Source organism: Streptomyces sp. NPDC002602 (genome assembly GCF_042889445.1).
GTDB lineage: Bacteria > Actinomycetota > Actinomycetes > Streptomycetales > Streptomycetaceae > Streptomyces.
Window position 1 is genome coordinate 66,896 of record NZ_JBIAQX010000015.1, and the last position, 11,787, is coordinate 78,682.

The window sequence follows — 11,787 nt, forward strand, 5'->3', positions numbered from 1 at the left end:
ACACGCCAGGAGGCGACACTTTTGAGTACGGGAACCGGAGCAAACTCCGCACCCGGCCACATATCCACCACCGACGACGCGACTGGGCACAAGCAGTCCATGTTCAGCTCGCTGAAGATCCGCAACTACCGGCTCTTCGCCACGGGACAGGTCGTCTCGAACACCGGCACCTGGATGCAGCGCATCGCCCAGGACTGGCTCGTCCTCTCCCTGACCGGCTCCGCCTCGGCCGTCGGCATCACCATCGCCCTGCAGTTCCTGCCGATGCTGATGTTCGGCCTCTACGGAGGCGTACTCGCCGACCGGCTGCCCAAGCGGCCGCTGCTGCTGGCCACCCAGAGCGCCATGGGCCTGACCGGCGTCGCGCTCGCCGCGCTCACCCTGGCCGGCAACGTCCAGGTCTGGCACGTGTACCTCGCCGCCTTCCTGCTCGGCCTCGTCACCGTCGTGGACAACCCGGCGCGCCAGACGTTCGTCTCCGAGATGGTCGGCAAGGACCAGGTCGCCAACGCGGTCAGCCTGAACTCCGCCAACTTCCAGTCCGCGCGGCTGGTCGGTCCGGCCATCGCCGGCGTGCTGATCACCGCCGTCGGCTCCGGCTGGGCCTTCCTGCTGAACGGGCTGTCCTTCGCCGCCCCCATCGCCGGCCTGCTGATGATGCGGACGAGCGAACTCCACCCAATGGTGCCGCAGCCGCGCGCCAAGGGACAACTGCGCAAGGGCCTGCGCTACGTCGCGGGCCGGCCGGAGCTGATCTGGCCCATCGTGCTGGTCGGCTTCATCGGCACCTTCGGGTTCAACTTCCCGATCTGGCTGTCGGCCTTCGTCAGCGACGTCTTCCACGGCGACGCCGGCACCTACGGGCTGTTCAACACCCTGATCGCGGCCGGCTCCCTGGCCGGCGCCCTGCTGGCGGCCAGGCGCGGCCACTCCCGGCTGCGGGTCCTCGTGGCGGCCGCCGTGCTGTTCGGGCTGCTGCTCACCGTGACCGCGTTCGCGCCGGGGTTCTGGCTGTTCGCGGCGCTGCTCGTGCCGATCGGAATGTTCGGCCTGACGGTCAACGTCACCGCGAACTCCAGCGTGCAGATGGCCACCGACCCCGAGATGCGGGGCCGCGTCATGGCCCTGTTCATGATGGTGTTCACCGGCGGCACCCCCGTGGGGGCACCGCTGGTCGGCTGGATCACCGACACGTACGGGGCGCGCGCCGGCATGGCCGTCGGCGGTCTGATCTCCCTGGCCGCCGCCCTCGCCATCGCGGTGGTGCTGTCCCGGGTCGGCAATCTGCGCCTGCGCGTGAGCCGGCGCGGAGTGGCGTTCGTGCCCTCGGACCGCACCCGCGACCTGGTCGCCGCGGCCTGACCCGCACCGCCTCCGCCGCCCCGATCCGGCCGGCGGAGGCACCCGCGGCCGGACCGGCCGCGCTACCGTCGGGGCATGAGGCTGTTCGCCGCCGTGGTGCCGCCCCCGCCCGCCGTCGCCGCACTGCGGGACGCCGTACGGGCCCTGCCGAACGAACCGGGTCTGCGCTGGACCTCGGAGGCCGGCTGGCACTTCACCCTCGCCTTCATGGGCGAGGTCCGCGAGGCCGTGCTCCCCGACCTGCACGCCCGCCTGGCCCGCGCCGCCGCCCGCACCGAGGCGTTCTCGCTGCGGATCCACGGCGCCGGACACTTCGGGGCGAACACCCTGTGGGCCGGGGCCGCCGGCGGGCTCGACGGGATGCGGATGCTCGCGGAACGCGCGGACGCCGCCGCCCGACGGGCCGGCGTGCCGATGGAGCAACACCACCGGTACACGCCCCACCTGACCCTGGCCCGCGGCCGGACCGGCGGCGGCGTGGACCTCGGCCCCCTGCTGGAGTCCCTCGCCGGCTTCGAGGGCACGCCCTGGCGGGTCGACACCCTCAGCCTCGTGCGCAGCAACCTGCCCGTGAGCGGGATCCCGGGTGAACAACCCCGCTACGAGGTCGTCGGCGCCTGGCCCCTGGCCGCGGCGGCCCGCTGACCGCGGTGCGCGGCGGCCGGGACCCGGCCCGGCATGACGCACGTCTCGCGGCCCCCGGCCCGAGGGCCGGGGGCCGCCGCGTTAGTCTCGACGGGTGGATCCGAAGACCAGAAACCGTGTCATGGCCGGTGTGCTCGTGCTGATGTTCGTCGTCGTCGCCGTGGCGGCGGCCGTCGGCCAGTAGCCGCCCGCCCCTTCCGCTACCAGGCGAAGGCCTCCGGCGAGGCTCCCGGACCCGGGAAGATCTCGTCGAGGCCCGCCAGAACCTCCTCCGAGAGCTCCAGTTCCACCGCGCGCAGCGCCGACGCGAGCTGCTCGGGCGTCCGCGGGCCGACGATCGGCCCGGTGACGCCCGGGCGGGTCAGCAGCCAGGCCAGCGCGACCTCGCCGGGCTCCAGACCGTGCTTGTCGAGCAGGTCCTCGTACGCCTGCACCTGCGCCCGTACCGAGCTGTTGGACAGCGCGTCCGCCGAACGTCCGGACGCCGTACGACCCGACTCCGCGGACTTGCGGATGGCCCCGCCCAGCAGCCCGCCGTGCAGCGGCGACCACGGGATGACGCCGAGCCCGTACGCCTCGGCGGCCGGGATGACCTCCATCTCGGCGCGCCGCTCGGCCAGGTTGTAGAGGCACTGCTCGCTGACCAGACCGAGCCGGCCGGCGCGCGCGGCGGTCTCGTTGGCCTGGGCGATCTTCCAGCCGGGGAAGTTCGAGGAACCCGCGTAGAGGATCTTCCCCTGCTGGATCAGGACCTCGACGGCCTGCCAGATCTCCTCGAAGGGGGTCCGCCGATCCACGTGGTGGAACTGGTAGACGTCGATGTGGTCGGTGTTCAGGCGCTTGAGACTGGCGTCGACCGCCCGCCGGATGTTCAGCGCCGAGAGCCGGTCGTAGTTGGGCCACGACTCGCCCTCCGGGGCCATGGAGCCGTAGACCTTGGTGGCGAGGACCGTCTTCTCGCGCCGGCGACCGCCCTGGGCGAACCAGGTGCCGATGATCTCCTCGGTCCTGCCCTTGTTCTCGCCCCAGCCGTACACATTGGCCGTGTCGAAATAGTTGATGCCGGCGTCGAGGGCCGCGTCCATGATGGCGTGGCTTTCGGGCTCCCCCGTCTGGGGGCCGAAGTTCATGGTGCCGAGTACAAGTCGGCTGACCTTGAGGCCGGTGCGTCCGAGCTGTGTGTACTTCATGGGTCACCACCCAACTGCCTGGAGTGCGCTCCAGGCAAGCCCCCTCGTGAAGGGCGTGTCACAGGCCCTGGTAGGGGCCGCCGATGCCCCACGCCTGGTGCAGGGCCGCGGCGAACTCCCCCGCCAACCGGTGCTCCCCGGAGGCGTTGGGGTGCGTGCCGTCGTAGGTGTCGCGGTGGATGTCGTACGCCTGCGGGCGGGCGGCCAGCAGGATCGGCGAGGCGTCGGTGGACAGGTCCGCGACCGCCTTCGCCAGCAGCTCGTTGAAGCGGGCGACCTCGGCGGCGAACGGGGCGTCGGACTCGGCCCGGACGTTGGGGATGACGGGCAGCAGGACCATGCGGACCCCGGAATGGGCGGCGCGGGCCTGCTCGACGAATCGGCGGACGTTGTCGGCGGTCTGCTCGGCCTTCGTGTAGAAGCCGAGGTCGATGAGGCCGAGCGAGACCAGCAGGACGTCGGCCCGGCCCTCGCGGACGGCCGGTCCGATGAGCGGGGCCATGTGCTGCCACCCCTCGCCCCAACCGGCCAGGTGGCGGCGGGCGGACGCGGGGAAGCCCGGGTCGGCGTACTCGTGGCTGGTGGGCGCGTCGGTGAGGGAGTCGTACACCTCGCCGCGCGGGCCGACGATCGCGTAGGGCCCGCCCATGGTGGCGTTCAGGTGCTGCCACATCCGGTAGCGCCAGGTGTAGTCGCCGGCGCGTCCGATGGTCATGGAGTCGCCGACGAACATGAAACGCATCCGGTCATCATCGCGGATCATGCGACAGGTACCCCTGTGATGCCGGACACGCGGCGCGGGCCGGCAGGCTTGGGGGATGCGCCTGCTCCCGACGTTGACCGCCTGCTCCGCCGCCCTCGTCCTCGCCGTGTCGGCGGGACCGGCCGCGGCGGCCGACACCCCCTCCGGGTTCACGATCACCGACCCCCGGATCAAGGAGTCCAGCGGGCTGACGGCCAGCCGGATCCACCCGGGCGTGTACTGGACGCACAACGACAGCGACGACGGGCCGTACGTGTACGCCGTGGACTCCGCGAGCGGGAAGACCGTGGCCCGGGTGACCCTCACCGGGATCGGCCGGCCGCGCGACGTCGAGGGCATCTCGCTCGGGCCGGACGGGCAGTTGTACGTCGGCGACATCGGGGACAACAAGGGCGGCACCTGGGACCACGTGTGGATCTACCGCTTCCCCGAGCCGAAGGTGCTGGCCGACGCGACGGTCGGGGCCGAGCAGTTCACGGTGACGTACGCCGACGGGCCGCGGAACGCGGAGGCCCTGATGGTGCATCCGGTGACGGGGCGGGTGTACATCGCGAGCAAGGACGAGAACAAGGGCGGTCTGTACGAGGGGCCGGGCCGGCTGACCGCCGGTGGGCCGAACGTGTTCCGGCGGGTCGCGGACCTGCCGTGGGTGACCGACGGGGCGTTCTCGCCGGACGGCGGCGCGCTGACCCTGCGCGGGTACTTCTTCGCGCGGACGTGGGCCTGGAAGGACGGCCGCCCGGTGGGCTCCGGCGAGGGGGTGGCCGCCCCGTGGCAGGGGCAGGCGGAGTCGGTGACGTACACGGCGGACGGCACGGCGCTGATGTTCGGGGCGGAGGGGGCGGGCAGCCGGGTGGTGGCGGTACCGGTGCCGGCGCGGGCGGGCGCCGCCCCGGCCCCCTCCGCCGGCACCCGGGCGCCGGCCCGACCCGGCTCGCCGGCCGCGGCGGCGCAGACACAGGGCCCGCAGGACAAGGGGAGCTTCGCGAAGGTCGCCCTCGTGCTGGCGGGCGGGACGGTCCTGGTCATGGCGGGACGGCGGCTGGTGCGCCGCCGGACGCCCAAGTCCTGACGGCGTCGCAGGTCCGACGACGACGCAGGTCCGGCGACAGCGCACGGCCTGACGGCGTCGCAGGCCTGACGGTTCGTACGGCGCGGACAACGCCCGGCCGCCACCGCACCGTTCGACACGCACCGTTCGACACGGACCGTTCGACACCGAACGGGCGGCGCGCTCACCCGACCGGGCGAACGGCCCCCGACGCGGGGGCCGGGCCGCCGGGCGGGGCCGATCCCTCAGGAGTGGCCGAGGTCCGCGGGGGTGAGGTCGCCGGTCGGCACCGAGCCGGTGTCCCGGGACGGCCGCAGGGGGAACTCGTCCGAGGCCATCGAGTCCAGCACCGGCGGCGCCGGACGCGGCGGCTTCGGCATGACCGCGGCCTCCGAGTGGCCGCCGCAGCCGTAGGACAGGGAGACCAGCCGGCCGTCCGCAGGGCCGAACTCGTTCGCGCAGACGCCGAAGGCCTGGCCCAGCGAGCCGCCGATCGCGACGAGGAATCCGCACGACACGCAGGAGGCGGGCGCCGCCTGGGCCATCGGGGTCTTCGCGCCGAACGCCTCGTCCCAGCGGTCCGCCGCGCTGTGCAGGCCGTAGCGGGACAGCACCCGCGCCCGCCGCATGCCCAGTTCCTCGGCGACCGAGGTGATGGAACCGCGGACCGGCACGACGGTGCGGTCGGTGACGTCCGCGTCCTCGGCCTCGACCAGTTCGGCCATCTCGGCGGAGACGACCGAGTTCGGCGGCGGCGCGTCCTCGCCCGACCAGCCGGACTCCAGTCGCAGGTCCTCGGCGTCGGTGGGCAGCAGGTCCCCGGGGCCCATGTCCCCGGGCCGCAGCCGCTCGCTCCACGGCACCCACTCGGGCGCCAGCAGGGCGTCGTCGCCCGGAAGCAGCACCGTTTCGTCGAGGGTGACGTTCTTCGCACGGGAGGCCCGGGTCACGGTGACGGCCCAGCGCCAACCTCGGTAGCCGGGATCCTTGCACTCGAAGAAGTGCGTGACGACCCGGTCGCCCTCGGCGATCACCGAGAGGTGCTCGCCCACCACTCCGGGGGCGGCGGCTTCCTCGGCCGCCGCGCGGGCGAGGTCCACCGCCTCGGCGCACAGGCGGTCGGGGGTACGGCTTCGCGTCGTCGCAGCACTCACAGGTCTCGTTCTCTCCTACGCCGTCTCACGAGTGCGCCGTCCGTACTGTCGTCCACAACGACCCGTCGGCTGTCCCCTACGTAGCGCGGGCGGAGCGGACCAGAGGGCCGCGTCGACGTCCACGCCCGATCGGGTCCGGGCGCACCTACCTGCGATCCATTCTGCGGGATCACGAAGAGGCGCGCGGCCAGAGCAACCGCCGGTGGCGCGCTACGCACGCTACCTCCTCCGAAGCCTTCGGCCCACATGCAAGGTCCGATTCGCGGACAACCCAAGACCGGCCACGGGGTCCGAAACGCGCCGGGGGCCGTTCGGGAGGCGTCCGAGGGGGCCGAGTGGGGCACTATGGGCCCGTGGCACCCGTACGGTCGTCCGACGACGGCTCGGGACCGGCCAGGCGGGCCGGCCGGGCTGTCGGGCGCGCCCTGCACCTGCCCATCACCGGCACCGCACGCGGGATCCGGCGGGCCACTCACGCCCACGGGGCCGGCGAGTCGGGGCTCGGCAGACTCATCGAACTCCACGCCATCAACGGCGCCGGCGACGTCATGATCACCGTGGCGCTGGCCTCCACGGTGTTCTTCTCCGTCCCCACGGACGAGGCGCGCGGCCGGGTGGCGCTCTACCTCGCCATCACCATGGCCCCCTTCACCCTGCTGGCCCCCGTCATCGGCCCGCTGTTGGACCGACTGCCGCACGGTCGGCGCGCCGCGATGGCCGCGGCGATGCTGGCCCGGGCCCTGCTCGCGGTGATGATGTCCGGCGCGGTGGCCACCGGCGGACTGGAGCTGTACCCGGCCGCCCTGGGGGTCCTGGTCGCGTCGAAGGCGTACGGAGTGGTCCGCAGCGCCGTGGTGCCCCGACTGCTCCCGCCGAAGTTCTCCCTCGTCAAGGCGAACTCCCGGGTCACGCTGGCCGGACTGCTCGCCACCGGGGCCGCCGCGCCGGTGGCGGCCGGACTCCACACGATCGGCCCGCCGTGGCCGCTGTACGGGGCGTGCGCGATCTTCATCTGGGGGACCTTCGCCGCGTTCGCGCTGCCGCACAAGGTGGACGAGGCCAAGGGCGAGCGACGGGCCCGGCTGTCCACGCACGAGGCGCACTCGCGCAAACCCGGTCTGCGGACCGTGAGCCGTCCGGTGCTGTGCGGGCTGATGGCCAACGCGGCCATGCGCGGACTGTCCGGGTTCCTGATCTTCTTCCTGGCGTTCCTGCTGCGCGACCACCCGCTGGCCGGCCAGAGCGCGGCGGTGTCGCTGGGCATCGTGGGCGTCGCGGCCGGTCTGGGCAACGCGGTCGGCACGGCGGTCGGCGCGTGGCTGCGCGCCCGGGCGCCGGAGACCATCATCGCGGCGGTGCTGTCGCTGACCCTGGGGGTCGCGGTCCTGGCGGCCGTCTTCGTCAGCGGGCTGTTCATGGCGGTGCTGGCGGCCACGGCGGGGTTCTGCCAGGCCCTGGCGAAGCTGTCACTGGACGCGATGATCCAGCGGGACGTCCCGGAGGCGGTGCGCACCTCGGCCTTCGCCCGCTCGGAGACGCTGCTGCAGATGGCGTGGGTGCTGGGCGGCGCGATCGGGATCGCGCTCCCGTTGAACGGGGTCCTGGGCATGGCCGTCGCGGCGGCCATCGTCGCGGCCGGCACCACGATGGCCCTGCGCGGCGTCCTCACCTCCCCGCGCCGGCCGCAGGGTTCCGCGCGGGCCCGGGTGGCGTAGTCGCCGGGCGCGCCGACGAACGGGTCGAGCGGTGGGACGGCTCCCGGGCCGAGCGCCGGGGCGTCGCCGTCCGGCACGGCGGCGGAGCCACGCGCACCGCCGGAGGACCCCCGTGCGGCGACGAGGCCGGGCGGCCCGATAGCCTTCGGCTCATGACCGCACCGCTTTTCTCGGGTAGGGCCCGCCGCAGCGTCGCGGCCCTCGGAGCCGTTTCCGCCGGCCTCCTCCTCCTGTCCGCCTGCGACAAGCCGACGCCGCTCGCGACGGTGACCGTCGGCACGTCCTCGGTGTCCGCCGAGGCCGCCTGCCAGAACGACGGCAAGGAACTCTCCGTGGACAAGGTCCAGGAGTGCCTCACCAACGTGAAGGAAGCCAAGACCATCGAGTACGGCCGCGGCGACACGCTGCGCCTCGGTGTCGAGCCCGAGGTCGTCGAGGACGGCAAGCAGTGGCAGGCCCTCCTGGACGGCCAGCCCATCACCGAGCCCTCCTCGAACACCTACCGCAGCTTCAGCGGCGCCGACGTCTTCGCGACCGGCGGCCAGGGCGAGGCGCCCACGTCGAAGATGCTCGGCTTCGTCCAGGTGGGCGACGGGGGCAAGCCGCTCGCCGTCTGGGCGTTCAAGCTCAAGCTCAAGTCCTAGCGGCTCCACGCAGTACTCGGCGAAGGGCAGCAGGGTGCGCGCGCTCATCGTGACCGCCGTGGCCGCGGAGGCAGACTCCGTGGTCGCCGGTCTCACCCCTCATCCGGACCCGGCCACGCCGGACCCGCGCACCCTGTCCCGCGGCGGCTACCTCGTCACCCGCCGGGACCTGCCCGGCCTCGCCGTCGACGTGCTCGTCGGCGGCGTCGGCCCGGCCGCAGCGGCGGCCGCCACGGCCACCGCGCTCGCGCTGGCCGACTACACGCTCGTCGTCTCCGCCGGCATCGGCGGCGGGTTCGCGCCCGCCGCCCCGCTCGGCACGCTCGTCGTCGCCGACGCGGTGGTCGCCGCCGACCTGGGCGCCGACACACCGGACGGGTACCTGTCCGTCGACGCGCTCGGCTTCGGCCGCAGCGCGCACCTGCCGCCCGCCGAACTCGCCGCCCGCGCCGCCGAGGCGACCGGGGCGCTCCTCGCACCCGTCCTCACCGTCTCCACCGTCACCGGCACCGCCGCACGGGCAGCCGAACTCGCCGCCCGGCACCCGCTCGCCGGCGCGGAGGCCATGGAGGGCTTCGGGGTGGCGGAGGCGGCCGCCGCACACGGGCTGCCCGTACTGGAGATCCGCGCCGTGTCCAACGCGGTCGGACCCCGTGACCGCGACGCGTGGCGGATCGGGGACGCGCTGGCCGCGCTGGGCGACGGCTTCCGCGCGCTGGGACCCGTACTCGCCCACTGGGGAGGACAGCATGAACAGCACAGGTGAGCCGCTCCGCATCGCCTACTCGCCGTGCCCGAACGACACGTTCGTCTTCGACGCCTGGGCGCACGGCCGGGTCCCCGGGGCACCCGAACTGGACGTCACCTTCGCCGACATCGACATCACCAACGGCATGGCCGAGCGCGGCGAGCTGGACGTGCTGAAGGTGTCGTACGCGGTGCTGCCCTGGGTGTTGGAGGAGTACGCGCTGCTTCCCTGCGGCGGGGCACTGGGGCGCGGCTGCGGACCGCTGGTCCTCACCCGTGAGCCCGGGGTGGACCTGACCGGCAGGACCGTCGCCGTGCCGAGCGAACGGTCCACCGCCTACCTGTTGTTCCGGCTCTGGGCGGCGGACGTGCTGCCCGAGGGGGTCGGCAAGGTGGTCGTGCTGCCGTTCCACGAGATCATGCCCGCGGTGCGCGACGGTCGGGTGGACGCCGGACTGGTCATCCACGAGGCCCGGTTCACCTATCGGGACTACGGGCTGCACTGCCTGGCCGACATGGGCGAGCACTGGGAGTCCACCACCGGCCTGCCGATCCCGCTCGGGGCGATCATCGCCAGGCGCTCGCTGGGCGAGGACACGCTGCGCGTGCTCGCCGACGCGGCCCGCACGTCGGTGCGGATGGCGTGGGAGGACCCCGAGGCGTCCCGGCCGTACGTGCGCGCCCACGCGCAGGAGCTGGACCCGAAGGTCGCCGACCAGCACATCGGGCTGTACGTCAACGAGTTCACCGCCGACCTCGGTGACGCCGGGTACGCGGCCGTCCGCGGGCTGCTGACCAGGGCCGCGGCCGAGGGGCTGGTTCCGGCCATCGGGCCCGACGCGCTGACTTTCCCTTAGCCGCGAGAGGTACCGAATCGACCGCGCCCCGCCGCTCTTTCGAGTGGCGGGGCGCGGTCGTGCGCGGAGTCGGCGGGGGTCAGACGTCGAGTTGGTCGGCGACCGCCCGCAGCAGGCCGGCGATCTTCCCGCCGTGCACCTTGTCGGGGTAGCGGCCGCGTTCCAGCATCGGGGTGATGTTCTCCAGCAGGGTCGTCAGGTCCTGCACGATCGAGGCCAGCTCGTCCGGCTTGCGGCGCTGAGCGGCCGCGACCGAAGGCGTCGGATCCAGCACGGTCACCGAAAGTGCCTGGTCACCGCGTTGTCCCGCGACGACACCGAACTCGACCCGCTGGCCCGGCTTGAGGGCGTCCACCCCGGCAGGCAGCACCGACGAGTGGACGAAGACGTCGCCGCCGTCGTCGCGGGAGAGAAAGCCGAAGCCCTTCTCACTGTTGAACCACTTGACCTTGCCGGTAGGCACGTCCGTCCTCTGTCCTTGTACTCGTCGGGTCCGGGACACCGCGTGGGCGGTTGCCGGATAGCAGCGCGGCGGGTCCCCTGACCCGCCACCTCCAGGCTAGTGCTCCGGAATGCGGAGACAAGTCGTTCCCCGGTCCTTCGCGCTCCGCCGCTTCGGCCAGGGAACTACCCTGGTGGGGTGACTGTTACTCCTCATCCCGACGACGACGCGGCCCGGCCCGGCGACGGACTGGTCAAGGCCGGCGGCATCGTGTTCATCGCCGGCGCCGTCGCCACGCTCGCGACGATGGCCCCGCTCTTCCTCGACACCGACCCGTTCCCCTCGTACGCGTGGGCCGTCTGCATGCTGATGGGCGTCGGCTTCGCCATCTCGGCGGCGGGCGTGCTCCGCTCGGCCGCGGCGCAACGCAAGGCGGCCCGGGCCTCCCAGGCCGCCTGACGGCGTCGGGCGTTCCGCGCCGGGATCAGACCTCGCGCGTGCGGACGTACTCCGTGAGCCACCCCGGCAGCGCGGTGAGGTCGGGGAGCACCACGTCGGCGCCCGCCGCGCGCAGCTCCGGCTCCGGGCAGGGGCCGGTCGGCACGGTCACCGAGACCGCGCCGGCCGCGCGGGCACCGCGTACGTCGCCCACGTGGTCGCCGACGTAGACCTGCGCGCCGTACTCGCGCAGGGCGACCGCCTTCGCCTCGGCCCACAGCCAACCGACGACCGCGTCCGGCTCGATGCCCAGGTGCCTGAGGTGCAGGACGGCGTTCGGCTGGTGCTTCGCCGTGACCACGATCGCGCGCCCGCCGAGCGCCTGGACGGCCTCGATCGCCTCGCGGGCGCCGGGCATCGCCGGGGTGGGGTCGATGGCGTGTGTGGGATAGATCTCCCGGTAGCGGTCGGCCATCGCGGGGATCTCCGCCGCCGGGAACCAGTTCGCGAGCTCCTCGTCCAGCGGCGGTCCGAGCCGCGTGACCGCCTGGTCCGCGTCGATGAACGTACCGGTCTCGGCCGACAGTGCCTGGTAGGCGGCCTTGATGCCGGGGCGCGAATCGATGAGGGTCATGTCGAGGTCGAAGCCGACCGTCAGCAGCGGGACGGCGGGCGCGGTGGACGTGGTCTCGGAGCTCATGCCGCCATTGTGCCGAGCCGGACCACGTGGGCGGGAACGCGGTCCGGGGCCCGTCTTGCCGGTCGGTGAACAGCGGTCC

The 11,787-nt window shown here is 73.4% G+C and carries 13 protein-coding genes; 8 read left to right on the plus strand and 5 right to left on the minus strand.

All coding sequences use genetic code 11. The features are described from left to right. The first annotated feature begins 21 nt into the window (after positions 1-21). Complete coding sequence (locus tag ACFYW3_RS30015; protein ID WP_389387920.1) at positions 22-1,362, plus strand: MFS transporter; 1,341 nt, start codon at positions 22-24, stop codon at positions 1,360-1,362. Positions 1,363-1,437: 75 nt separating this feature from the next. Further along, positions 1,438-2,007 (plus strand): RNA 2',3'-cyclic phosphodiesterase, encoded by a 570-nt coding sequence (thpR, locus tag ACFYW3_RS30020; RefSeq protein WP_389387921.1) that lies wholly within the window; start codon positions 1,438-1,440, stop codon positions 2,005-2,007. Positions 2,008-2,207: 200 nt separating this feature from the next. Here thpR and ACFYW3_RS30025 read toward each other — a convergent pair whose 3' ends face one another. Both ACFYW3_RS30025 and ACFYW3_RS30030 read right to left on the minus strand, forming a co-directional pair. After that, positions 2,208-3,197, minus strand: coding sequence for an aldo/keto reductase (locus tag ACFYW3_RS30025; protein ID WP_351750269.1), 990 nt, complete (start codon positions 3,195-3,197; stop codon positions 2,208-2,210). Between the two features lie 58 nt (positions 3,198-3,255). Then, complete coding sequence (locus ACFYW3_RS30030; RefSeq protein WP_351750268.1) at positions 3,256-3,939, minus strand: GDSL-type esterase/lipase family protein; 684 nt, start codon at positions 3,937-3,939, stop codon at positions 3,256-3,258. Between the two features lie 76 nt (positions 3,940-4,015). On the opposite strand from ACFYW3_RS30030, the gene ACFYW3_RS30035 reads away from it, so the two are divergent. Beyond that, positions 4,016-5,032 carry a WD40 repeat domain-containing protein gene (locus ACFYW3_RS30035; RefSeq protein ID WP_351750267.1) on the plus strand — a complete coding sequence of 339 codons (1,017 nt, stop codon included), beginning with the start codon at positions 4,016-4,018 and terminating at the stop codon, positions 5,030-5,032. 224 nt (positions 5,033-5,256) lie between these two features. On the opposite strand, the gene ACFYW3_RS30040 is transcribed toward ACFYW3_RS30035, so the two are convergent. Further along, entirely contained in the window at positions 5,257-6,165 is a 909-nt protein-coding gene (locus tag ACFYW3_RS30040; protein ID WP_351750266.1) for a DUF3027 domain-containing protein, read from the minus strand. 335 nt (positions 6,166-6,500) lie between these two features. Between ACFYW3_RS30040 and ACFYW3_RS30045 the strand changes: the two genes are divergently transcribed. From ACFYW3_RS30045 to ACFYW3_RS30060, 4 genes are all read left to right on the plus strand, one after another. Next, positions 6,501-7,880 (plus strand): MFS transporter, encoded by a 1,380-nt coding sequence (locus tag ACFYW3_RS30045; protein ID WP_389387922.1) that lies wholly within the window; start codon positions 6,501-6,503, stop codon positions 7,878-7,880. Positions 7,881-8,032: 152 nt separating this feature from the next. Further along, positions 8,033-8,524 carry a DUF2771 domain-containing protein gene (locus ACFYW3_RS30050; protein ID WP_351750264.1) on the plus strand — a complete coding sequence of 164 codons (492 nt, stop codon included), beginning with the start codon at positions 8,033-8,035 and terminating at the stop codon, positions 8,522-8,524. Between the two features lie 34 nt (positions 8,525-8,558). Next, complete coding sequence (locus ACFYW3_RS30055) at positions 8,559-9,290, plus strand: futalosine hydrolase (protein WP_267799083.1); 732 nt, start codon at positions 8,559-8,561, stop codon at positions 9,288-9,290. Beyond that, positions 9,274-10,128, plus strand: coding sequence for a 1,4-dihydroxy-6-naphthoate synthase (locus ACFYW3_RS30060; protein ID WP_351750263.1), 855 nt, complete (start codon positions 9,274-9,276; stop codon positions 10,126-10,128). The genes ACFYW3_RS30055 and ACFYW3_RS30060 overlap by 17 nt, the downstream gene beginning before the upstream one ends. A 79-nt stretch (positions 10,129-10,207) precedes the next feature. Here ACFYW3_RS30060 and ACFYW3_RS30065 read toward each other — a convergent pair whose 3' ends face one another. Beyond that, positions 10,208-10,591, minus strand: a complete 384-nt coding sequence (locus ACFYW3_RS30065; protein WP_053681072.1) for a cold-shock protein — start codon at positions 10,589-10,591, stop codon at positions 10,208-10,210. 177 nt (positions 10,592-10,768) lie between these two features. On the opposite strand from ACFYW3_RS30065, the gene ACFYW3_RS30070 reads away from it, so the two are divergent. Beyond that, entirely contained in the window at positions 10,769-11,029 is a 261-nt protein-coding gene (locus ACFYW3_RS30070; protein WP_053681074.1) for a hypothetical protein, read from the plus strand. A 25-nt stretch (positions 11,030-11,054) separates the two neighbouring features. Here the strand turns inward: ACFYW3_RS30070 and ACFYW3_RS30075 are convergent, their stop codons facing one another. Continuing rightward, complete coding sequence (locus tag ACFYW3_RS30075; RefSeq protein WP_389387923.1) at positions 11,055-11,708, minus strand: HAD family hydrolase; 654 nt, start codon at positions 11,706-11,708, stop codon at positions 11,055-11,057. Positions 11,709-11,787 lie beyond the last annotated feature (79 nt).